This window comes from Paludisphaera borealis (assembly GCF_001956985.1).
GTDB lineage: Bacteria > Planctomycetota > Planctomycetia > Isosphaerales > Isosphaeraceae > Paludisphaera > Paludisphaera borealis.
In genome coordinates this window covers 5,596,103-5,618,487 of record NZ_CP019082.1, presented here as the reverse complement: position 1 = coordinate 5,618,487, position 22,385 = coordinate 5,596,103, and the positions used below count along the sequence as shown (strand labels likewise).

16 protein-coding genes are annotated in these 22,385 nt (G+C 66.8%); 9 read left to right on the top strand and 7 right to left on the bottom strand.

Annotated elements, in window-relative coordinates:
• Positions 1–71: 71 nt before the first annotated feature.
• From uvrA to BSF38_RS21650, 3 genes are all read right to left on the bottom strand, one after another.
• Positions 72–2,894 carry an excinuclease ABC subunit UvrA gene (uvrA, locus tag BSF38_RS21660; RefSeq protein WP_076351267.1) on the bottom strand — a complete coding sequence of 941 codons (2,823 nt, stop codon included), beginning with the start codon at positions 2,892–2,894 and terminating at the stop codon, positions 72–74.
• 126 nt (positions 2,895–3,020) lie between these two features.
• Entirely contained in the window at positions 3,021–4,844 is a 1,824-nt protein-coding gene (locus BSF38_RS21655) for a hypothetical protein (protein WP_076349145.1), read from the bottom strand.
• A gap of 255 nt (positions 4,845–5,099) precedes the next feature.
• The gene (locus BSF38_RS21650; RefSeq protein WP_076349143.1) at positions 5,100–6,113 is read right to left on the bottom strand and encodes a S1C family serine protease; all 1,014 of its coding nucleotides are present in this window, start codon (positions 6,111–6,113) and stop codon (positions 5,100–5,102) included.
• Between the two features lie 402 nt (positions 6,114–6,515).
• Between BSF38_RS21650 and BSF38_RS21645 the strand changes: the two genes are divergently transcribed.
• Positions 6,516–7,322 carry a hypothetical protein gene (locus BSF38_RS21645; RefSeq protein ID WP_076351265.1) on the top strand — a complete coding sequence of 269 codons (807 nt, stop codon included), beginning with the start codon at positions 6,516–6,518 and terminating at the stop codon, positions 7,320–7,322.
• Positions 7,323–7,365: 43 nt separating this feature from the next.
• On the opposite strand, the gene queC is transcribed toward BSF38_RS21645, so the two are convergent.
• Positions 7,366–8,070: a 7-cyano-7-deazaguanine synthase QueC gene (gene queC / locus BSF38_RS21640; RefSeq protein ID WP_076349141.1), complete on the bottom strand. Its 705-nt coding sequence runs from the start codon at positions 8,068–8,070 to the stop codon at positions 7,366–7,368.
• A 228-nt stretch (positions 8,071–8,298) separates the two neighbouring features.
• Here queC and rpmA point away from each other — a divergent pair, with 228 nt between their 5' ends.
• The 4 genes from rpmA (at position 8,299) to proC (ending at position 11,521) form a co-directional block, all read left to right on the top strand.
• Positions 8,299–8,571 carry a 50S ribosomal protein L27 gene (gene rpmA / locus BSF38_RS21635; RefSeq protein ID WP_076349139.1) on the top strand — a complete coding sequence of 91 codons (273 nt, stop codon included), beginning with the start codon at positions 8,299–8,301 and terminating at the stop codon, positions 8,569–8,571.
• Positions 8,572–8,743: 172 nt separating this feature from the next.
• Entirely contained in the window at positions 8,744–9,871 is a 1,128-nt protein-coding gene (gene obgE, locus BSF38_RS21630) for a GTPase ObgE (protein WP_076349137.1), read from the top strand.
• A gap of 2 nt (positions 9,872–9,873) precedes the next feature.
• Complete coding sequence (locus BSF38_RS21625) at positions 9,874–10,641, top strand: type III pantothenate kinase (RefSeq protein ID WP_076349135.1); 768 nt, start codon at positions 9,874–9,876, stop codon at positions 10,639–10,641.
• Between the two features lie 13 nt (positions 10,642–10,654).
• A complete protein-coding gene (gene proC, locus BSF38_RS21620) occupies positions 10,655–11,521 on the top strand; it encodes a pyrroline-5-carboxylate reductase (protein ID WP_076349134.1) in 867 nt (288 codons plus the stop codon).
• Positions 11,522–11,560: 39 nt separating this feature from the next.
• On the opposite strand, the gene BSF38_RS21615 is transcribed toward proC, so the two are convergent.
• On the bottom strand, positions 11,561–12,004 hold the full coding sequence (locus BSF38_RS21615) for a hypothetical protein (RefSeq protein ID WP_076349132.1): 444 nt from the start codon (positions 12,002–12,004) through the stop codon (positions 11,561–11,563).
• Between the two features lie 414 nt (positions 12,005–12,418).
• Here BSF38_RS21615 and BSF38_RS21610 point away from each other — a divergent pair, with 414 nt between their 5' ends.
• Together BSF38_RS21610 and guaA are read left to right on the top strand one after the other, a co-directional pair.
• Positions 12,419–14,743 (top strand): hypothetical protein, encoded by a 2,325-nt coding sequence (locus BSF38_RS21610; protein ID WP_145952263.1) that lies wholly within the window; start codon positions 12,419–12,421, stop codon positions 14,741–14,743.
• A gap of 243 nt (positions 14,744–14,986) precedes the next feature.
• Entirely contained in the window at positions 14,987–16,549 is a 1,563-nt protein-coding gene (gene guaA, locus BSF38_RS21605) for a glutamine-hydrolyzing GMP synthase (protein WP_076349128.1), read from the top strand.
• Between the two features lie 22 nt (positions 16,550–16,571).
• Here guaA and BSF38_RS21600 read toward each other — a convergent pair whose 3' ends face one another.
• Both BSF38_RS21600 and BSF38_RS21595 read right to left on the bottom strand, forming a co-directional pair.
• Positions 16,572–17,945: a DUF3999 family protein gene (locus tag BSF38_RS21600; RefSeq protein ID WP_076349126.1), complete on the bottom strand. Its 1,374-nt coding sequence runs from the start codon at positions 17,943–17,945 to the stop codon at positions 16,572–16,574.
• On the bottom strand, positions 17,942–20,479 hold the full coding sequence (locus BSF38_RS21595) for a DUF2339 domain-containing protein (RefSeq protein WP_076349124.1): 2,538 nt from the start codon (positions 20,477–20,479) through the stop codon (positions 17,942–17,944). Before BSF38_RS21595 ends, BSF38_RS21600 begins: the two co-directional genes overlap by 4 nt.
• Before the next feature lie 264 nt (positions 20,480–20,743).
• On the opposite strand from BSF38_RS21595, the gene BSF38_RS21590 reads away from it, so the two are divergent.
• A complete protein-coding gene (locus BSF38_RS21590; RefSeq protein WP_076349122.1) occupies positions 20,744–21,949 on the top strand; it encodes a C45 family autoproteolytic acyltransferase/hydrolase in 1,206 nt (401 codons plus the stop codon).
• Between the two features lie 53 nt (positions 21,950–22,002).
• A complete protein-coding gene (locus tag BSF38_RS21585) occupies positions 22,003–22,383 on the top strand; it encodes a hypothetical protein (protein WP_076349120.1) in 381 nt (126 codons plus the stop codon).
• Positions 22,384–22,385: the final 2 nt, after the last annotated feature.

Sequence of the window (22,385 nt, the reverse complement as noted above, 5' to 3'; positions counted from 1 at the left end):
TTTCGAGACGCTTTCGCTTCGCACTCGTCGTGTTCGCACGATCCAAAGGACGCAGACCCATCAAGACAGGTTCACGACCCGCCTTCAGATGCTTGAGCCAGGGCCTTCGCGACGACGACGCCGGTGAGCGTGCCGGCCTTGGCGACGTCCTCGGGCGTGCCCTCGGCGACGATCCGGCCGCCGTCGTCGCCCGCCTCGGGGCCGAGGTCGATGATCCAGTCGGCCGAGATCATGATCTCCGGGCTGTGCTCGACGACCAGCACCGAATGGCCTCGATCGACCAGGCTGTTGAGGGCCTCGATCAGCCGGATCATGTCGGACGGGTGGAGGCCGGCGGTCGGCTCGTCGAGGATGAACAGCGTGTGCGCGACGTTCCCCGCGCGGTTGAGGGCGGCGGTCGAGCTGCCGAGGAACGCCGCCAGCTTGAGCCTCTGTGCCTCGCCGCCGGAGAGCATCGCGGCCGGCTGGCCGAGCCGCAGATAATCGAGCCCGATGTCCAGCAGCGGCCGCAGCCGCGACTGGATCTTCGGGCGGTTGCGGAAGAAGGCGAACGCCTCGCGGCCGGTCAGATCCAGGACCTCGGCGATGTTCTTGCCGCGATACGTGATTTCGAGCACCTCGGGACGATACCGGGTCCCCTTGCAGTCGGGGCAGCGGACCATCACATCGGGGAGAAATTGCATGTCGATACGCCGGAAGCCGTCCCCCTTGCAGGCCGAGCACCGGCCGCCCTCGATGTTGAAGCTGAACGTCCCGGCCCCGTAGTTGCGGAGCTTGGCGTCGTGGGTCGCGGCGAACGTCCGACGGATCTCGTCGAACGCCTTCAAGTACGTCACCGGGTTCGACCGCCCCGATCGGCCGATCGGCGACTGGTCGAGAAACACGGCTTCCGCAAGGTCGCCCGTCCCCGTCAGATCGACGAACGGGGCGACCGGGAGGATCTCGTCGGCGAGCCGTTTTCGAAGGGCCGGGTAGAGCGTCTCCTCGACCAACGTGCTCTTCCCCGCGCCGCTGACCCCAGTGACGACGCAGAGGACGCCGAGCGGGAAAGCCGCGTCGACGTCCTTCAGGTTGTGTCCCGAGGCCCCCTTGAGGGTCAAAACCCCGCGCGACGGCTTCCGACGGTTCTTGGGGACCTCGATCCGCCTGCGGCCGGCGAGGAAGTCGCTGGTGGCCGAGCCCTCGACCGCGTCCAGGCCCGCGACGGGACCGGAGTAGAGCACCCGTCCCCCGGCGTCGCCCGCGCCCGGGCCGAGGTCGACGACGTGATCGGACGCGCGGACGACGTCGGCCTCGTGGTCGACGACGACCAGGGTGTTACCCTCGTCGCGAAGCGCTTGGAGCACGCCGACCAGCCGGCCGACGTCGTGGGCGTGCAGGCCGATGGTCGGCTCGTCGAGGACGTAGAGCGTCCCGACCAGGCCCGAGCCCAGCGTCTTGACCATCGTCACCCGCCGCAGCTCGCCGGCCGAGATCGTCCGCGACGGCCGGTCGAGCGTCAGGTAGCCGACGCCGATCCGCGTCAGGTAGTCGAGCCGCGCGGCGATCGGGGCTCGAAGACGGCCCATTCCGGCGTCGTCGAGTCCGCCCCACGACTCCAGCAGCTCGCGGGCGCGGCCGACCGAGAGGGCCGAGAACTCGGCGATGTTCGTCCCCTCGATCCGGACGGCGAGCGCCTCGGGACGGAGCCGCGCGCCCTGGCAGTCGGGACACGTCCGATACCGCCGCCAACGGCTGAGGAAGACCCGGACCGCGACCTTGTACGACTTGCGGTCGAGCCGCTCGAAGAACCCCGCCAGACCCGGAAACCCGGCGGCCGGAACGCCCTCGACGAGGATGCGGACTTGCTCGGCGTCGAGGTTCTGGAACGGGACGCTGACCGGCAGGCCGAGCGCCGGCCCCTCGACGATCAACTGATCGCGGAGCCCCCGGTGCGCGGGCGTGTTCCAGGCGGCCACGGCCCCTTCGCGGAGCGATTTCGAGGGGTCGGGGACGATCTTGGCCATGTCGAGGTCGACGACGCTCCCCAGCCCCTCGCAACGAGGGCACGCGCCAAGCGGGCTGGTGTAGCGGAACAGGTTCGGCTGGGGTTCAAGGTGGTCGGTCCCGCATCGGCTGCATCGCCAACCGCGGACGAACGTCCACGAGTCGGACCCGGTCACGATCCGACACCGTCCGAGTCCCTTCGTGAAGGCCGTCTCGATCGAATCGAGCCGGCGGCGGATCGAGTCCTTGCCGCGCGTCAGGCGGTCGACGACGACCTCGATCTGGACGGCGGGGGTCGCCTCGGTCCGACCGACATTGAGGCTCTCGGTCGTCAGGTCGATCAGGCGGTCGCCGAGCCGGACGCGCGTGAGGCCCTGTTCGAGCAGGCCGCGGCCGAGGGCTTCGACGTCGGTCTCGGCGAGGATCTCGACCGGATAGACGACCTCGTAGCGGTGGCCGGCGGGCAACGTCTCGATCGCCTGGGAAACCGAGCGGGGGGTAGCCGGGACGACGGGCTCGCCGCAGGTCCGGCAGACGACTCGGCCGTGACGGGTGAAGAGAAGGCCGAGGTAGTCGTGGAGTTCGGTGATCGTCCCTACGGTGCTCCGGCCCGAAGGCCGCGACTCGCGAGCGGCCAGCGCGATGGCTGGCGGGATGCTCTCGATCCGGTCGGCGTCGGGCTTTTCGAGGGGTTCGAGGAACTGCCGGGCGTAGGCCGAGAAGGTCTCGACGTACCGCCGCTGGCCCTCGGCGTAGAGGGTGTCGAACGCCAGCGAACTCTTACCCGCGCCGCTGACCCCGGTGACCGCGATCAGGCGGCCCAGTGGCAGGTCGAGGTCGATCGCCCTGAGGTTGTGGGTCCGGGCGCCTCGGAGGCGGATCCAGGATTCGGAACGCGGCGTGGGCATGGGGCCGACGTCCATGGTGCGAGGAAGGCGGGCCAGCCGCTTCAGCGGAAAGTGAAGCGGCGAGCCAGACGTCTGGCTCGCCGCGAGGTTCAACCGGTGGGCCGGCGATCGGCCTGGAGGCCGGGATCAGGGGTTGGCTTTACGGAGGCTGAAGCCGGTCTGGGTGAAACCGTCCTCATCCATGACGCTGTAGCTGCCGCCGAGGGTCAGGTACTTGGCGAAGACGTCGAAATCCGGCAGCTTGGCGGGGTCGATCAGCTTGGGGATCTCGGGCACGTCGCGGCCCTGGCGGCTGGCCGCCATCGCCTGCTGGATCGCCTTCTCGAACTGGCCGCTCTTGAGCATGTCGTAAGACAGCCGAGCCTGCTCGTCGGGACGGACGAAGGTCAGGCCGCTGATCTTCTCGGGGAACTCCTTGGACACGGTCTGGAAGGCCGAGCTCTCGGCCAACGGCACGACGCCGGGGCGGAGAACCTGCTCCAGAAGCGTGGCGTCGGTGGTCAGATAAACGGTGTCCTTGGCGACGGCCACGCTGACGGGGCCCTTGATCTGCGGCTGGACGCCTCCCTGGTTGGGAAGGTTGGGCAGCTCGAAGTCAAGGATGGTCGTCCCCTGGAAATCACGCTTCTTGGGGGCGGCGTGGGCGATGTCGATGACCCGGTTCAGGGTGTTCTGGAACGCCTTGGCGTCTTCGAGGCTGATCGCCACGACGACCCGCTGGCTGTCCTCCTTGATCGGCTTCTTGAAGTCGCTGATCATGGTGATCCGGTCGCCCAGGGGGCCGAACAGGTCCTTCTGGAAGCTCAGCGGCTCGCCGCCTTCGGGCCCGACGAGCTGCTGCTCAAGGACGTTGAGCATGCCAGGCTGGAACTTGTTGACCAGGTCGTTGATGGCGTTGAAGGCGTTGTCGAGGTCCCAACTGAACGACTGGTAGCTGGCCACGGTCGCCGGCACCCAGGGCTCGGGCTTGAGCGCGACCGGCGGGAACGAGAACAGCTTAAGCAGCCCCTGGATCGGAGCGGGGGCGAGGAAGAAGGTCTTGGTCAGGCTCGTGTAATTGCCGGTGTTGAGCGTGAGGCTGCCGCCGGCCGACTTGAGGCCGTTGAGACCCAGCTCCTGGACCAGGAACTCGATCTGCTGCGCCTGCGCCTCGGCCCCCTTGGAGCCGGCCTTGGTGACGATCTTGACGAGCTTGGCGAGGTCGATGAACCAGACGGCGTGGGCCGAATCGGCCCCGATCTTGGCCTGGGTCTTGATGTAGGCTTCGCCCGAGCCCAGCGACTGCGAGCCCCGGCCTTCCGCGTGGGAAACCAGGTCCTTGACGCTGTTCACGCTGCTGCCGATGTAGAAGACGCCGCCCGCGTTGGTCCAGACCATCGGCGGAGGCGGGACGGCCGGCTTGTCGTCGTCGCCCTTCTCCTTCGGCTCGGGGGCCTGGATCACGTGAAGCGGGAAGTTCTGGAAGGTCTCGGTGCTGACCTTCGCGCCGTTCTGCTCCGCCTGCTTGTTGCTGCGGTTCAAGACCTCGGCCATCTTGTCGGCGTTCTTGCCGGCGTCGGCGATGATCGCCACCGACACGGGAACCACCGGGTCGTCCTGGGCGACCGCGGCGATCGCGATGGCGCCCTGGGGCAGCTCGAGGAGTTCCAAAAGCGTCACGCCCACCTTGTCCTTCAGCGCGTCGCTGGTGGACTTGAGCTTTTCACTGAGATCGGCGCGGAGGGGCCCCAGCGCGGGATCGTTCCAGAGCTGTCCGTACTGGCTCTGGCGGAACGCCTCGCGGAACTTGACGGCGTCGGCGATCTTGACGAAGAAGATGGTCGAATCGGGGAGCACTTGCTCCGGAGGCGCCGCGGCCTGAGCGAGGTTCGCTTGCAGTCCCACGAGACCCGAAAGTCCGAGCCATCCGACGAGGGCCAGGCGAAGAATCGCCCGCTTGGCCTTAGGCATCGCTGTCACTCCATTCCTAGCACGCCACGGTTCACCGACCGAGGAGAATCGACCTGCCGACGACCCTATCCCGGCCGTCGGCCCCTGCGCGCCAGGCTCCAAGCTTGGCGCATCGCCGGCGGTGACCGACGAGCCTTCTTCAAATCCGAACCGGCCTCACGGAGGCCGGCTACAAATGCTGAATTCCGCGAAAGGTCCTGGTGCTCGATTGTCACGACCGGAGGCGGCGCGTCGAGGGGGCCGCACCGGACGTCCTCAGGATTTCGGACCTGAGCCGGTGGCGTCGGTCTGGGCCTTGTCCTTGACGGCGGCGGCGGCGTGGGCCTGAGCCGACGACAGCCCCTCGGGTTTCTCCCGCCGCATGCGACGCGGCGGATCGAGGTAGCGGTAGCCGCTGTTGGGGTTGGTCTTGTCGTACGAAAAGGCTTCACGATGACGCAGGAAATCCTTGACGTAGGCGACCGGAATGGCGAACCCGAGGTTGTCGGCCATGTCGGCCCGCGCCCCGCGGCTGGTCACGCCGATCACCTCTCCCCGCTGGTTGAACAGCGGCCCCCCGGAGTTCCCCGGGTTGATCGCGGTGTCCGTCTGCAGGTAGAGCTGCCCCTCCAGGTTCCGACTCCGGCTGCTGACGATCCCCTGGGTCACCGTCCGCTCGAGCCCGAGCGGGTTGCCGACCGCGAAGACCGAGTCGCCGGTGTTGACGTCTTCTCCATTACCCAGGACCACGTGGTTGGGTTTCAGGTCGGCGGGCAACGGCAGCTTGATCAGGGCCAGGTCGAAGAACGGGTTGAGCGCCACGATCTCGACGTCGTCGATCCGCCGCCGGGCCAGGCCGCCGCCGGGGATGTTCTGATAGAGGATCGCCGAGATCCGGGTCTCCCCCTCGATCACGTGGGCGTTGGTGATCGCGAACCCGGAATCGTTGATCAAGAACCCCGAGCCCTTGCCCGAAGGAGTCTCGATCGAAACCACCGCCTCACCGAACTTCGCCACCACCTCTTTCACCGCCGACGGCTTCAGGACGCCCGTCGAGTAGAACCCCGACGGGTCGGCGTCGACGCCCACCGCCGCCGCGACCGGGCCGGCGGCCGCCTCATCGACCTTCGCGCGCCGCGCGATCTGGTCTCGAGGTATCCGCAGCAGGTCGTAGCCCAGGTCCACGTAAAGCGCATTCGGCTTCTCAGCCACGACGTCGCCGGTCACCCGCTGACCGTCTTTCAAGACCAAGGTCTCGAAGACGCCGGCGTACGCGGTGCCGACCGCCAAGCATAGAAGACTCGCCGCCCCGATCGCACGATGCCCAAGCATTGGCGGAGAAGCCCTTTCGGTGAAATCCAAAAAGAGGGAGAATGGAGCCCGCGCAGCCCCATTGTAAAATCCCATGCAACCGTTGCAACCCTGGCGAAAGGGTCGGTCGCCGGAAATCGCCCGCCGGAAACCCTAAGCTCTTCCTTAGTTTGCTAAAACATTGGGTAAACTTGAAGACGACTTGACGGACTTTGCGGCTTCGGGCTACTTTTTGGCCGATCACAGCCCCGACGGTCACCTCTGAATCGCGATTTTCCTCGTCCTACAGTCATCCTCATACGCCTCGGTTACCTGACCTGGGGAGGTCGTCCCGTGTGGATCCTCGCAAAGCGGACAGCGCTAACACTTGTGCTCTCTCCCATGCTTATCGCGCTCGTCGTGCCAAGCGTTTGCCTGGGAGGGCAAGACGACCCCGATAAGGCCGACGCCGCGCAAGCGGCCGCCCCCAAGAACGATAACGACGCCTCCGCGCCGGAGGAAGCCCCCCAGCAGGCGGCGGCTGAGCTGCCCCGCCCCAAGCCCGACATCGCACCGCAATTGGTCCCCGCGCTGCCGACGATTCCCTGGCGGCACGACCGACACGCCTTCGGCTTCACGTCGATCAACACCAAGCCCCTGCCCAAGGATAAAGAAGGCATCTGGGCCCTCGACTTCGCCTACAAGCCGGTCCGAATCCTCACGGTCGAGATTCCCGGCAAGGGTCGTCGCAACGTTCACTACCTCTACTACAAGGTCGTGAATCGGACCGGCACCCCACGGACGTTCGTCCCCCAGTTCATCATGGTCAACAGTTCGGGTCAGCGATTCGAGGACGTGGTCATCCCGCAGGCCGTCCCGCTGATCCAGGCGCGGGAAGACCCCACGATCGCCGTCCGGGGCGCCGTCAACATCATGGGGGTCGTCCCGCCGAGCACCAAAAAGGGTGTCGACGACGCCGTCTTCGGAGTGGCGACCTGGGACAACTGGGACACCAAGGCCGACCGGTTCAGCATCTACGTCCGCGGGCTGTCCGACGGCTACAAGGAAATCGCCAACCCCAGCGGCGAAAAGCCGATCGTCCGGTACAAGACGCTCCGTCTCGACTTCATCCGTCGTGGCGACGAGCGGAACATCTCCGAAAAGGAGATCGAAGCCGGCGATCCTCCGTACGACTGGGTCTACTGGTGAACCCCGACGACCCACGCCTCGCCTACGCCGGCGACGCCCCGCGTCAGCCGGCGTAGGCGATCGGGTCGGTCAGCCCCAAACTCTCGAACGCCGCCAGGCGCAGCCGGCACGAATCGCAACGGCCGCACGACAGCCCTTCAGGCGTCGGGTCGTAGCAACTGTGAGTCAGCCCGTAATCAACCCCCAGCTCGATTCCCCTGCGGATGATCTCATTCTTGGTCATCGTCAACAGCGGCGCGTGGACCCGATACCGCCCCCGGCCCTCGACCCCCGCTCTCGTCGCCAGGTCGGCCAGGTATTCGAAGCCCTGCAGGAACTCGGGCCGACAATCGGGATAACCCGAATAATCGACGCAGTTCACGCCAACGAACAGGTCGTACGCCCCCAGCGTCTCGGCCCACGCCAGGGCCAGCGAGAGAAAGACCGTATTGCGGGCCGGGACGTAGGTGATCGGTATCCCCTCGGCCATCGCGTCGGCCGAGCGATCCTTCGGGACCTCGATCTCGGCCGTCAGAGCGCTGCCGCCGAAGGCCCGAAGGTCGATCGTCAGTTCGACGTGGCGGGCGACGCCCATCGACCGAGCGACGCGGCGGGCGGCCTCGATCTCGACGGCGTGCCGCTGACCGTAGGCGACCGACAGCGCGTACGGCGTGAAGCCCGCCGCCTTGGCCTCGGCCAGCGTGGTCGCCGAGTCGAGCCCCCCACTGAGCAAGACCACGGCCGGGCGGTTCTGATGTCCCTCGATCACGGTGAGCGACCCTTTCCGTCGAGTAGGGGGAATCCGACCAAGCGAGGCGTCAAACCGGACTTGTCGGCCGCCCGATCGCTCGGCTATTCTAACATGATCGGCGGGGAATCGTCGCGTTTCGCATTGCGCGACGCGCCGGACTCGTCCTCGCCTGTCCGTGGTCGCGGCGGCCGCGCCCGACGATTCGTTCCTGGTTTTTGTCACGTAGCGTAGAAGGTTGATCGCGCAATGGCTCACAAAAAAGGGCAGGGATCGAGCCGCAACGGTCGGGACTCGAATCCCCAGATGCTGGGCATCAAGCTGTACGGCGGCCAGACGGCCAAGCCGGGAAGCATCATCTGCCGGCAGCGGGGAACGCGCTGGAGGCCCGGCAAGAACGTCGGCGTCGGTCGCGACTGGACGATTTTTTCGCTGATCGACGGCAAGGTCAAGTTCGACCAGGAAGGCCGCCGGATCAACGTAATGCCGCTGGAAGTCGCTGTCGCCGCCGCCTCGAACTGAGCTGAGCAGCCGCGCTCGCCCGGGCATCGAGATTTCCATGATGAGGAGGGCGAGCCTCCCTGCGAATCGCTCCATGTGACGCGACTCGGCGGGAGGCTCGCTCTCCCTTTTACTTACGTCTTTCGTCGACAGGCCGCGACGGGCCCTAATCCCCGTCTGGACTCATTTTCTCATGTTTGCGGATCGTGCGACCATTTACGTGAAGGCCGGAGACGGCGGCAACGGCTGCATGAGCTTCCGCCGTGAAAAGTACGTGCCTCGGGGCGGCCCCAACGGGGGCGACGGCGGCAACGGCGGCAGCGTCGTGATCCGCGCGTCCGCCAACCACACGAACCTCGCGCACATGTCGCGACAACGGCACTGGAAGGCCGAACGCGGCGAGCACGGCGAAGGCTCCGACAAATTCGGCCGCACGGGGCAAGACCTCGTGATCGAGGTCCCGCCGGGGACCATCCTGCGCGACCGCGACCGCGGCCACGTCCTCCGCGACCTCAAGGAGCCCGGCGATACCGTGATCGTCGCCCAGGGCGGACGCGGCGGGCACGGCAACACCCACTTCAAGTCGTCCACCAACCGCGCTCCTCGGCAGCACGAGAAGGGGCTTCCCGGCGAAGAGCGGTGCATCGTCCTCGAACTGAAGGTCATCGCCGACGTCGGCCTGATCGGCCTTCCCAACGCCGGCAAATCGACCCTCCTGTCGCGGATCTCCCGGGCTCATCCCGAGATCGCCGACTACCCGTTCACGACCAAGTACCCCAACCTCGGCAGCGTCGTCATCGACCCCGAGAACGCGTTCGTCGTCGCCGACATCCCCGGCCTGATCGAAGGAGCCCACACCGGGCTCGGCCTCGGGCACGAGTTCCTCCGCCACGTCGAGCGCACGGGGCTTCTGGTCCATCTGGTCGAAGCCATGCCGGTCGACGAGTCGGACCCGGTCCACAATTACCGGATGATCCGCAAGGAGCTGGAACAGTACAGCCCCGCCCTGGCCGAACGTCCCGAGCTGGTCGTCGTCACCAAGATGGACCTCACCGGGGCCGACGAGGCCCGCGACCGGATCGCCGCCGAACTCGGCCGCGAAGTGCTGGCGATCTCGGCGGTCAGCGGCAAGGGCATCCCCATTCTGCTGAACGCCATCCGCGAGGGGCTCAAGAACCGGTCCAAGCCCGAAGACGTCGAGAGTCCGCCGGCCGAGGCTCCTCCGGTCAAGATTCTTCCGGGTAAGAAACCTTCGGTCGCAGCCGCCCCGGTCGAGAATGAGAATGCTCCGGTCGAAAGCACTCCGGTCGCGGGCGAATAACCATGTTGCGCGTCGTCGCCGACATTGGCAACTCGCGGCTCAAATGGGCCCGGCTCGGCGCCGACGGAATGCTCGGCGCCTCGGTCTCCCTGCCGCTTGACGATCCAGGCGCGTGGGCCGTCGTCTGGGACGACTGGCATCATGACGAGCCGGAAGGCTCGGCCTGGGCCGTCTCGACGGTGAACCCTCCCCTGGCCCGCCGGCTGGAAGAGTTCTTGAACGAGCGACGCCCCCAGTGCGTGCGGTGGTTCCTGACCGCCGCCGAGGTCCCGGTCGACAAGGACGTCGAGGGGGCCGACACCGGCGGCTCGGACCGGGCGTTCGCGGTCTTGGCGGCGTCGCGGCTGCTGGGGACGGGCAAGCCGGCGCTCGTGGTCTCGTGCGGAACCGCGATCACCGTCGAGCGGATCACCGCCGCGGGCGTCTGGCAAGGAGGGGCGATCGCCATGGGCCTGGGCCTCTGCGCCCGCGCCCTGCACGCCTTCACGGCCCAGCTCCCGCTGGTCTCGCCCGACGCGACCGCCCCCTCGTGGGGACGATCGACCGAACCCTCACTCGAAGCGGGCGTCTTCTGGGGCACTGTCGGTGCCGTTCGCGAACTGATCGCCCGCCAGCGGACCGACCTGAGCGCCGATCCCCTGGTCGTCTGGACCGGCGGCGACGCCGCGCTCCTGGCCCCGGCCGTCGAAGGCCCCTCCGCCCGGGTGGTCCCGGACCTCGTCCTTCAGGGCCTCGTCCACGCAGCCTTCGACCCGTCCCACGACCTTTGATTCGAGCCAGACCATGAGCACGTCGACGACAGCGCCGTCTCGTTCCGACCGCGACTCCGCCCCGAGCCGCCGATGGGGGTTCATCGGAGCGGGCAAGATGGCCTCGGCCCTGATCCGGGGGATGATCCGAGCGGGTGTGACGACGGCCGACCTAGTCTCGACCAGCGACCCGCTCGCGAGCACCCGCGACGAGCTGGCCCGGGAGACCGGGATCACGGCGGCGGCGTCGAACTTCGCCATGGTCGAGCGGAGCGACGTCCTGGTTCTGGCCGTCAAGCCGCAGAGCATGGGGCAGGTCCTCCGCGAGCTGGCGGCCGTCGTCACGCCCGACCACCTCGTGGTCTCGATCGCGGCGGGCGTATCGATCGCGACGATCAGCGATGCCCTGGGCGCCGGGCGACGGGTGGTCCGGGTGATGCCCAACACCCCGGCGCTGCTGGGCGAGGGCGCCTCGGCCTACGCGCTGGGGCCGAACGCGACGAGCGACGATGCGGCGGTCGTGCAGGCGTTCCTCGATTCGGTCGGCCGCGCGGTCCGCGTGCCCGAATCGCAGCTCGACGCCGTGACCGGCCTGTCGGGGAGCGGCCCGGCGTTCGTTTACATGATCATCGAAGCGCTGTCCGACGGCGGCGTCCGCGCCGGCCTCCCCCGCGACGTCGCCACGATGCTCGCCGCGCAGACGGTTCTCGGCAGCGCCCGGATGGTCCTCGAAACCAACCTCCACCCCGGCGCTCTCAAGGACCAGGTGACGAGCCCCGGCGGCACGACCATCGCCGGCCTCCACGCCCTCGAACGCGCCGGCGTCCGCGGCGCCCTCATCGACGCCGTCCAGGCGGCCGCCCACCGCTCCGCCGAACTCGCGGCCGTCGCGCCCCAATGAGCCGGTTCGCATCATACCCAATGGTGCTTCACGACGCAGCTAGCCGCCGAGGCTCTCGGCGGTCAGTTCGATGAACGCGAAGATGAGGGCGATGAAGAAGATCAGGTAGACGAGCGAGTACAACCGCAGCAGGTTGGTCAAGGCGAGCATGAGGTGGCCGACGTCGCTCCCTTCGGTGCTCGCGACCTTGTGGAACTCGCGGCCGGCGCGGTGGGTCCAGATTCCGAAGACCATGAACAAGAGGGTCAGAAAAAGAAGGCCGACCTCGATCTCCTCGCGACGCTGCCAGCGGATGATCGCCGAGACGACGAAACAGAGCCCGATCCCCAGCATGAACAGACCGACGAAGCTCATCTTCGAGCCCAGGTGGCCGACGACCGCGTTCTCCGACTCGCGAAACTCGTACTGTGAGATCGCGACGGCCGGTGCGTAGGGTTTGATGGGTGACGGGACGGGCCCCACGCCGCCGGATGCCGATGTCATCGCTCTGTCTCCTCTCCGAATTTCCAGCCCTGCTGATTCAGGTTCAGTCTGCCCCCATGGGTCGACGGCTGTCAAGCCGACGGCCCCCCCCCGACCGGCGGCCGGCTGTTGACAATCTTGATTTGATGCGATTATATTCGCGATCGTGCATGCGCGATGGCGGCTGTGAATGCGTCCGCAGACCATGAATAGTTATTCATAAAAGGACGGCGACGTCGCCGTGACGGCCCGGCGGAATCCGCGGTTTCGGGCTCGGTCCGTTCGACGAACCTCCTCCCAAATCGATCCACCCTGGGAGACTGCATCGTGATGAAGTTGGCGAACCGGCTGAGGCGGCTCGTAACGAAGGTTCCGTCGGCCCGGCGCGTCCGTCGGCGACCGCTCGGCTGCGAGCTTCTCGAGGATCGACGACTTATGGCCGTGAGTCTCCAGCTCGATTATTCGCTCGATTCCTCCGGCTTCTTCACGTCCGATCGCAGGGCGCTGCTGGAGAGCACCCTCAACGCCATCGCATCGCGGCTGGGAGACACGCTCGCCGCCGTATCGTCGTACACGTACACGATCTCGACGTCGGGCGGGTCGCGGCAGGTCACCACGTCCGTGCCCGCCAATACGATCAAGCTCTACCCGTTCGGCGACGCGCTGAGCGGTTCGACGGTGGGGCAAGGGTCGGGAGTCTGGTTCGAGAGCGCCAACAACGCCATGCGAGGCCAGGGGGCCAACGACTACGCGCCCAACATCGGTTACATCAAGTTCGACAACGACGGCAGCACCAACTGGTTCTTCGGCGCGACCACGGCCGGACTGACGGGGAGCCAGACCGACTTCGTGTCGGTCGCGCGGCATGAGTTCCTGCACGTCCTCGGGATGATGCCCAACCAACCGACTTTCTCTCGTTACCTCCAAAATTCGACGTTCGTCGGGCCCAACGCCAAGGCCGCCTACCACAACTCCCCCGTGCCTATGAACGGCGCCCACATCGCGAACTCGGTGACCTCGGTCATGAACGCCGCGACGCTCAACGGCACGCGCGAAGACCTCCGGAGCCTGGAGTGGGGCATCCTGAAAGACATCGGCTGGGACGTCCGGTCGCCCGCCGGCTTCTTCAAGAATTGGAGCCTCTTCACCGGGGGAGACGGCGACGGCAAGACCGTCGTCAAGGTCATCCCGTCGCAGGGGGTCTACATGATGCAGGTCGACGTCCTGGCCGGCGATCGACTGCGACTTCTCACCCGGGATGGGACGTCCGCGAGCGAACGGGGCGTGGACAGCTACCTGAAGATCTTCAACGCCGCCGGCCAGCAGATCGCCAGTGAGGACGACAACATCGGGGGAGGCAAGGAGGACTTCACGTACACCTTCGCCAACGGAGGAACCTACTGGGTGGGGGTCGGCACGTACGACCAGCGCGAATACAGCTTCACGACTCCCTCCACCGCGACGCCCTCGTCGACGGCCTTCTATCTTGAAGCCACGCTGACGGGACGAGCCGACGAAGAGCCGAACAACATCAAAAGCGCCTCGACGCCGATCGCCTTCAGCGCGGGTCGGTATGTGAAGCAGACGACGCTGGCGGGCGGCGACGCCGACTACTACCGCATCGACGCGCAGGCTGGGCACACCTACTCGATCAAGGCGGAACTCCCCGCCGGAGGTGGGTTGAGCGGGTCGACGATGGTCTCGATCTATGACGCCTCGGGGCGAAAGATCGCGGGTTCGGACGGGTCGTCGCGCTACGGCCAGACCAGTTTCACGGCCCCGGCCTCCGGCCCCTACTTCGTCTTGGCGTCGAGTTGGGTCGGCGCCGACCAAGTGAAACCGGACGAACTCACCATCTCGTTGGGTGGATCCACCGTGATCGGCTCCGAGTACTCGAGCTCGTTCGACCGCGTCGGCGGCAGTGACTACACGCTGAGCATCACCGACACGGCGCCTCCCATCCAGCTCGGCCCCCATCCGGTCTACCTTGATTTCGGCCCCGCCGGCTTGTGGGCCTGGAGCGCCGAGTACGGGTACCAGCAATTGAGCACGTCCGATCCGGAAGGGATGGTGGTCGGCACGGACGGCTCGCTTTACATCGACTTCGGCTCCGCGGGCGTGTGGCGGTGGACCCAGAGCGCCGGGTATCAGTTGATCAGCGCGGCTAATCCGGAAGGGATGGCGGCCGGCGTGGGGACGTCGCTGTTCCTCGATTTCGGCCCCTATGGACTGTGGCTCTGGAACGGCGCCGGTCTTCAGCAACTGATCGCCGCTGATCCCGAAGGGATCGCCGCCGCGCCGGACGGCTCGCTCTACGTCGATTTCGGATCGTTCGGCCTCTGGCGCTGGACCGCTGGCGGAGGGTTCCAGCAACTGATCGCCGCCAATCCCGAAAGGATCGCGATCGCGCAGAACGGCTCGAACTACGACGGCTCGGTGTTCGTCGACTTCGGGTCGTTCGGCCTCTGGCGGTGGACTCAGCGCACCGGCTTCCAGCAACTGATCGCGGCCGCTCCGAAGGGGATGACCGCCGCGCCCGACGGTTCGCTCGCCGTCGACTTCGGCTCGTTCGGCCTCTGGCGGTGGTCGGCCCAGGACGGCTTCCGGCAGTTGAACACCGCCCCCCCCGGAAAGCTCGCCGCCGCAGCCGACGGCTGGTTGTACATCGACTTCGGCCCCGCGGGCTTGTGGCGATGGAGCCTCATCGGAGGCTACCAGAAGCTGCACCCGAACGCCGTCCAGAACCTCGCGGCGCGCTGATTCGCCGCGTCGAACCTCCCCCTCGCTCCAGGCTCCAGACAGCCCACCCCGCCGACGCGCCCCGCGTCGGCGGGGTGGGCAAACGCATTACGATCGGAATCTCCGGAATCATTCGATTCGAAAACCGCTTCATCGCGGGTTCTCGGGGATTTCCCATCTTGCTAGAATGACGATTTGGTCGACGGGACTCGCAACGAGGGCCGTCGCGATCCTTGATTCCTTCCGGAAGGAACGCGAGCGTTCATGGATCCTTCTGCTCTTTCGGCCCGCCCGGTTCTGGTTCTCGACTTCGGCGCGCAGTACGTCCAACTGATCGCCCGGCGCGTCCGCGAGCGGCACGCGTTCGCCCGGATCGTCCGTCACGACATCACGGCGGAGCGCGTCCGCGAATTGAACCCGCTGGCGATCATCCTCTCGGGCGGTCCCAAGAGCGTGTACGAGCCCGGCGCTCCGCAATGTGATCCGGGCCTCTTCCACCTGGGCGTGCCGGTGCTGGGCATCTGCTACGGGATGCAACTGGCGGTCCAGGCGCTCGGGGGCAAGGTCGAAGCGCCGCCGGCTCGCGAGTTCGGCCGGACCGACTGCCACGTCCTCGACCCGGCCGAGCCGCTGTTCCACGACGTCCCCCGCGACACGGTCGTCTGGATGAGCCACGGCGACCAGATCCTCGACGCCGGCGCCGACTTCCTTCCCCTGGCCGCCACCTCGACCTGCCCGATCGCCGCGGCCAAGCACCGGACGATGCCGTTTTACGGCCTGCAATTCCATCCCGAGGTCTCGCACACGCCCTACGGCTCGCTGATCCTGGGCAACTTCCTCGACCGGATCTGCGCGAACCCGCGCTCGTGGACGATGGAAGCGTTCATCGAGCGCGCCGTCGAGCAGGTCGGTCGCCAGGTCGGGCCCGATCAGCGGGTGGTCTGCGGCCTCTCGGGGGGCGTCGACTCGGCGGTCTGCGCGGCCCTGCTGGCCCGGGCGCTCGGCCCCCGCGTCGTCTGCGTCTTCGTCGACACCGGGCTGCTCCGGGGGGGCGAACGGGCCGACGTCGAGAACGTCTTCCGGTCGCACAGCGAGGCCGAGCTGCGCGTGATCGACGCCTCCACGCAGTTCCTGAAGGCCCTCGAAGGGGTGACCGACCCGCAAGAGAAGCGGCTGCGGATCGGCCACACGTTCATCGACGTGTTCCGCGAGGAGGCCCGGTCGATCCCCGGCGCCCACTTCCTGGCGCAGGGGACGCTCTACCCCGACGTCATCGAGAGCGGCGGCGAGCCCGACGGGCCGACCGCCACGATCAAGATCCACCACAACGTCGGCGGCCTGCCCGCGGAACTCGGCTTCGAGCTGATCGAGCCGCTTCGCGACCTGTTCAAGGACGAGGTCCGCCGCCTGGGCCTCGAACTCGGCCTCCCTGACTCGCTCGTCTGGCGACATCCGTTCCCCGGCCCCGGCCTGGCCGTCCGCTGCCTGGGCGAGGTGACCGCCCCTCGCCTGGAGGTCCTCCGACAGGCCGACGCGATCTTCCTCGACGAGCTGCGGCAGGCGGGCCTCGAACGCCAGATCGCGCAGGCGTTCGCCGTCCTGCTGCCGGTCCAATCGGTCGGCGTCATGGGCGACGCACGGACTTATGAGAACGTGATCGCCATCCGCGCCGTCGAGACCGAAGACTTCATGACCGCCGACTGGTCGCGCCTGCCTCACGAGGTCCTCGCGCGGTCCTCCACCCGGATCATCAATTCGGTCAAAGGCGTCAACCGGGTCGTCTACGACGTCACCAGCAAGCCGCCGGGAACCATCGAGTGGGAGTGACCGAGCTTCGCCTACGGCTCCGCTAGCCGCCGAGGTCGTCCGCCGGGAGCTTCTTCAGCCGCTGGCCGGCGCGGAGGAGCGCCCAGGCGAGAACGGCGACCATGAAGATGATCGCAAGCCACAAGAGCGCGGAACCATCGAACCGCGACCGGTGGTCGGCCGACGCACGGTATCGGGGGTTTGGAACCTGCGGGCCGAGCGTCGCCGGGGCGGGTTGACGGTCTCGGCCGATCGCCGCCAGGACGGTCGCAGCGTCGTACTGGGGCGCGTCGAGCGTGTCGGAGCCGTACGCGACGCGGTAGGTCCGGCCCGCATCGGCGAGGAAGACGAGCCGACGCCCCTTGCCCTCCCCTTCAACGCCCGTCACGTCGAGCGGCGGATTGTCGGCGTTCTCGATGACGAGCCGGTAGCGGTCGGCCCGGCGCTCGGCGAAATCGATCCTCGTGTCCTCGCGACGAAAGTCCCCAAACGCGAACAGCGCGAGCGTCCCGCGACCGATCTCGACCCATTCCTCGCGGCCGATGCGATCGGCCGGAACCAGCACCCGGGCGGGCCGGCTGAAGTTCCGGCTCGACGTGCGGAGACGAAGGCCGGTGAGGGGCTGGCGGCCGGTCACGACGTCCACCTGCGTCACCTTCTCCTTGGCGACGGTCTCGACATGGAAGCTCACGACCGGGTAAGGAAACGTTTCCTCCTCGGCGACGCCCGGTCTTTCGACGGTCTTCCACAGCTCGATCCGGTCGATGCGAAACGGGCGACGGAGGATCGACGCGACTTCGACGTCCCCGCCCTGGCCCCGGTTGCGGATCAGCTCGCGAAACGGCGACTCGCGCTCGTCGAGTTCCTGCTCGACGACGAACTTGAACCGACGAAAGCCGTTGGTCGGAAACGCGACTTCCAGGTTGCGGACGTCCATGAACCGCGCGTAATCGAAGATCCGGCCGTCATTCTTCAGCAGGACCCACGCGCCGTCGCGATCACCGTAGACCCGAACCCGGCGCTCGAAATCGGTGAGCGGGGTGCGGACGGTCGCGCCGTCTGCGGCCGGCGCGTGTTCGTCGAGCGCGACGACGACCTCCAGGGCCTTGCCCTCCTCGACGCGCAGCGAGACGAGCTTGGCGAGACAGGCCTCGCGGCTCACGAAGGTTCGCGTCTGTCCGATATTCTCGATCACGAACGGGACCTCGGCGTTGCGGTCGTCGACGATCCGGATGTCGGGACAACCGTCGCGGCTGGCGGCGTAGATGTCGTCGTCGAGCGGGACGGCCAGGATCTCGTCCTCAGCCGCCGCGCCGCGGACGACGTCTTTCTGGAACCGGAGTCGTGATTCGTCGTCGGCCGCCGTCGCGGTGGTCGCGAGGCCGACGCAGAGCAGCAACGTGATTCGTCCGATCATGGCAGGGCCCCCTGGTCGTTCGCCACAGGCGTCTTGGCGAACTCCGCCCGCGACCTGAGATAGAGGAAGGCGGCGAAGAGGATCAAAATCCCCAGCAGGATGAAGGCGATGATCCGATAGAACTGGTCGAGGGTGGCCAGGTCGGAGAGGAAGACCTTGAAGCCCACCACGGTGAAGAGCCCAAGCCCGACGTATCGAAGCTCGCGCACTTGCTTCTGGATTCCCCCGACGATCAGACCGAGTGCGAAGACCGTCCAGAGGATCGAGATCCCTCCGGCCCTCAGCGTCGGCACGAACTGGTTCAGGAACGTGTTCAGCTCCAACGTCAGGAAGACGAACAGCAGGCCGATCGCCAGCCCGGCGGCCACGCTCGACAGCGAGGGAGCGTCCGGGATGTGGCGAACCCGAGGAGCCGCGAGCATGAAGAATGCGATGAGCGCACCGAAGTCGAACAGCCGCATGACGGCGTCCAGCGGCGAGTAGGCGCCTCCGTAGACCAGATCTTCGCTGACGTTCCACGCAGGCAGATCGAAAACGAACAGCTTGAGCAGCACGCCGGCGACGAACAGCGACAGGACGATCCCGATCGGCCTGGCGAACTCGCCCCGGCGCTCGCGGATGAGGACCCAGCACATCGCCAGCCACAAAAAGGTGAGCGTCGTCATCTTCGCGGCCGGGAAGAGGTCGCCCAGCGTACGAGCGATCTCCAGATGCAGGAACAAGAAGGCCATGCCGGCCGCCAGAATGACCGAGCCGCGGACGGCCCAAGGCGATCGGACGCGCTCCGGCAGATTGTTGGCCGGGTCGACGGTCAAGGCCGAAGCAGAACTCGGCGACTGGAGCAGGAAGTACGCGCCCGCCACCGACCCGATCGGAACCCCAAAAACGACCAGGCGCTGAAGGAGGTGGGCGAAGTAAACGCCCAGGGTCGCCCCGGCCGTCGCCGGGGCCCTCATGCCGTACTGGTAGGGCAGGTCGATCAGGCCGAAGCGGTACAGCACGATCGCGTACATCACGAAGGCCGCGCGGCGGATGAACTCGCTCTGGACCTTGTCGGCGAGCCAGAGCATCACGAGAGCCTGAACAGCCCAACAGACGGTGATCCACTGCCACGAGAGAATCAAGGGAACGGTCACGCCCAGGAAGAAGATCGCCAGGCTCATGAAGCCGTGCATCAGCTCGCGATCAGCGATCCGACGCGCCAGGAAGTAATAGACGTGGGCGACGTAAAAGGCCGCCAGCCCCAATGTGACCACGGCGACCGCCCGCTGGCCGTAGACGTCGCGGACGAGGTAATAACTCGACGCGAAGAAGACGCCGGCGTTGAGCAACAGCCCGATCAGCTCCAGGAGCGTGCTCCGGGTTCGCTGGACGATGTTGAAGAGGAACAGGGTCGTCGAGTAAAGGACGAAAACGCCGATCAGGAAGAGCATCGCCTCCCAGAAATGGGACGGGTCGTAGTCCGTCATGGCCCCGAAGAACAGGCCGTAGGTGAAGACGAAGGCCAGGTAATTGAGCAGGTGCCAGTTCTTCTTGAAGCTGATGAAGAAGACGCCGCAGCCGAGGAGCAGGATGTAGGAGAAAAGCCCGCTGAAGTTCGTCTGTTCCGAAGAAAGGATGATCGGCGTGCCATAACCGCCGACGATCCCCAGGACGGCGATCAAGAGCGAGTCGAACCGGACGGCCAGTGCGCCGGCGGTCACAGTGACGAGGGCCATGAGTACGAACGCCGGAAGCGGACCGATGAGATGGTGGAATTCGGCCGCGGCGTAGACGCTGAAATAAAGCGTGGCGATCCCCCCGCCGATGAGCGCGTGGCCGAGCAGATGATAGAGCGTGCCCAGAATGCGGACACCGGCCACGATCAGACCTGCGCCGGCGAGCATCGACAGCGCCACGCGGACGGCCGGGGCGATCCAGCCGTGGTCGATCGAATACTTGAGGAAGAAGCCGACGCCCGTCACCAGGACCACGACCCCCAGCCGCAGCAGCCACGTGCTGGCGACCGCGAACTCCATCGAATAGCCGGCCGGCCGATGCTCCTCGCCGACAACGATCCAGTTGCCGATCTTCGCCAGGATCTCCTTGGCGGCGGTCTCGAACCGGCTCGGCTCGCGAGGAGGAGGAAGAGGAGCCGACGGCCGCGGCGCTGGACGCGAGCCGACCGGCTTCTCGACGGCCGTAGGCTCGGCCAGGACCGGGTCGACGAGCGTGGAGCCGGGCTCGAGTATCCAGCCGTCCCGAGGCGAGGCCGACGGCTTCGGATGGATCGGCGGAGCCGCCCACCCAACTTCCACCCTGGGCTCGGCCGGAGCGGTTGCTTCCGCCGCGATCGGCTCGGACGGCTCGATCTTCTCCGTAACCGCCTTCCGCGTCCAAAGGCTCAGCAACTCGCGGCGCGTCTCCAGGAGGTCGTTCCTGAGACTGCCAAGCCGGCGTTCCAGGCTTTCGAGCATCTCCGACTGCTGGCGCAAGAGCCAGATCTGCCAGGAGATCAGGAAGACGGCGAGGATGACGAAGAGTTCGGAAAGCATGGCGGTGCGCCTCGGTGAAGTGAGGGTCGCGGACCTCGACCCGCGGCCGACGGTCGTCAGGCCGATCCTGAGAATACCATGACCGTTCCGATCCAACTTGTGCCAAACTTTCGGATGAATAGAAGGAAAACGTCTCCCCCCGCCGCTCGGCTCGATAGTTGTGGTTTTCGAGCGTCTCGCATTGGAATCGAGCGGCCGGTCGAGTAGAGTCGAGCGGCCGCGCCTCCACACATCGTCTCGGTTCGTAAAAAAGGACGGGTCGTCATGTTCCATCGGTCGTCGCGTCTAGCGGTCCTGGCTCTCATCGTCTTCTCGGCAGTCCCTTTGCCGGCGCGCGCCGAGACCAAGACCATCGCCCGATGCGGGGCGGGGTTTCTCGAAGAGGTCGACGGCTATCGGGTCTTGCACATCAAGGGCACGGCCTATGAGATGGGGTATCAGCAAGGCGCGTTGCTTCGCGACGACATCCGCGAGAACGTCCGCTACCTGTTCGACGTCAAGGGCAAGGAGATGAAGGTCGATATCGCCGGCCTCAACCTGCTCGATCCCAAGCGGGCGATCGGCGGCATCGCCGCGTCGCAGAAAAAGCACATTCCCGCCCGGTTCTTTGAGGAGATGCAGGGCGTCGCCGACGGCGCGGGGATGAATGTGCAGGATATCATCGTCGCCAATTTCATCCCCGAGCTGTTCCACTGTTCGGGATTCGCCCTGAGCGGTTCGGCCACCAAGGACGGCACGCTGTACCACGGCCGCATCCTCGATTACGGCTGCGACTGGCGGCTTCAAGAGCACGCCGTCCTGACCGTCGCCGAACCGACCGGCAAGATCCCGTTCGTGAACGTGACCTACGCGGGGTTCGTGGGATCGGTCACGGGGATGAACGCCAAGAAGGTCTCGATCGGCGAGATGGGGGGCAAGGGGCTCGGCCACTGGGACGGCGTCCCCATGGCGTTCCTCGTACGCATGGTGCTCGAAGAGGCCGAGACGCTCGATCAGGCCGTCGCGATCTTCCGCGACCATCCCCGGACCTGCGAATACTACTTCGTGATCGCCGACGGCAAGGACGGCAAGGCCGTGGGGATGGAGGCGTCGTGGAACGTCTTCACCGTGATCGCGATGGGCGAGAGCCACCCGAAACTGCCCGAAGGCGTGAAAGACGCCGTGGTCCTCTCGGCCGGCGACCGCTACAAGGAACTCGCCCGACGCGTGAAAGCCGGCCTCGGCCAGTTCGACGCCGAATCGGCCCGCCACCTCATGGACCGGCCGGTCGCCATGAAGTCGAACCTGCACAGCGTCCTGTTCGAGACCACCACCGGCCGGTTCTGGGTCGCCAACGCCGACAAGGACGGCAATCCGGCCGCCGAGCAGCCGTACCACGCGTTCCAGCTCCCCGACCTGCTCCAGCACCAGGCCGACGCCTCGGCCCCGTCGCTGCCGATCGAGGTCAAGCAAACCGCCGCCTCGCGCTGAGGCGGGGCGATCTCAGGTGTTCGAGGACCCCATCCGGGCCGAGGACGGTCGACGTGCTCCCTCCGGGTCAACGCGACTATAGCTCGGTCCGGCTCTCGCGGCACGCGGTGGAGCGGTTCATCGAGCGGTTCGGCGTCGAGCCCGAGCAGGCCGAGGAGGGGCTGCAGCGGGTGCTGGGGCGGACGCGCCGGTTGGGCCGCAACCCGGCCAACGGCGCGATCGCCCTGCTGGGGCTGCACCAGAGCCGCGTGGTGGTCGCGATCATCCAGGAATCGACCTGCTTGACGGTCTTGACGTGGAACCAGTTCGAGCCCCGGCTCGGCGAGTTCGGACGGTCGAAGACGCCCCGGAAATGGGGACGCCTCCTCAGCCGCCTGGCCACTCCCCTGACGAACCCGACCGAGCCGCCGGACGATCCGAAACCGAAGTCGTGAGG

What these genes read in the sequence shown, in the direction of transcription:
- BSF38_RS21595 (WP_076349124.1), bottom strand. Translation starts at nt 20,479, where the DNA reads ATGCTTTCCGAACTCTTCGTCATCCTCGCCGTCTTCCTGATCTCCTGG.
- BSF38_RS21645 (WP_076351265.1), top strand. Translation starts at nt 6,516, where the DNA reads ATGCTTATCGCGCTCGTCGTGCCAAGCGTTTGCCTGGGAGGGCAAGAC.
- proC (WP_076349134.1), top strand. Translation starts at nt 10,655, where the DNA reads ATGAGCACGTCGACGACAGCGCCGTCTCGTTCCGACCGCGACTCCGCC.
- rpmA (WP_076349139.1), top strand. Translation starts at nt 8,299, where the DNA reads ATGGCTCACAAAAAAGGGCAGGGATCGAGCCGCAACGGTCGGGACTCG.
- BSF38_RS21655 (WP_076349145.1), bottom strand. Translation starts at nt 4,844, where the DNA reads ATGCCTAAGGCCAAGCGGGCGATTCTTCGCCTGGCCCTCGTCGGATGG.
- guaA (WP_076349128.1), top strand. Translation starts at nt 14,987, where the DNA reads ATGGATCCTTCTGCTCTTTCGGCCCGCCCGGTTCTGGTTCTCGACTTC.
- uvrA (WP_076351267.1), bottom strand. Translation starts at nt 2,894, where the DNA reads ATGCCCACGCCGCGTTCCGAATCCTGGATCCGCCTCCGAGGCGCCCGG.
- BSF38_RS21610 (WP_145952263.1), top strand. Translation starts at nt 12,419, where the DNA reads ATGGCCGTGAGTCTCCAGCTCGATTATTCGCTCGATTCCTCCGGCTTC.
- BSF38_RS21590 (WP_076349122.1), top strand. Translation starts at nt 20,744, where the DNA reads ATGTTCCATCGGTCGTCGCGTCTAGCGGTCCTGGCTCTCATCGTCTTC.
- BSF38_RS21625 (WP_076349135.1), top strand. Translation starts at nt 9,874, where the DNA reads ATGTTGCGCGTCGTCGCCGACATTGGCAACTCGCGGCTCAAATGGGCC.
- BSF38_RS21615 (WP_076349132.1), bottom strand. Translation starts at nt 12,004, where the DNA reads ATGACATCGGCATCCGGCGGCGTGGGGCCCGTCCCGTCACCCATCAAA.
- obgE (WP_076349137.1), top strand. Translation starts at nt 8,744, where the DNA reads ATGTTTGCGGATCGTGCGACCATTTACGTGAAGGCCGGAGACGGCGGC.
- BSF38_RS21600 (WP_076349126.1), bottom strand. Translation starts at nt 17,945, where the DNA reads ATGATCGGACGAATCACGTTGCTGCTCTGCGTCGGCCTCGCGACCACC.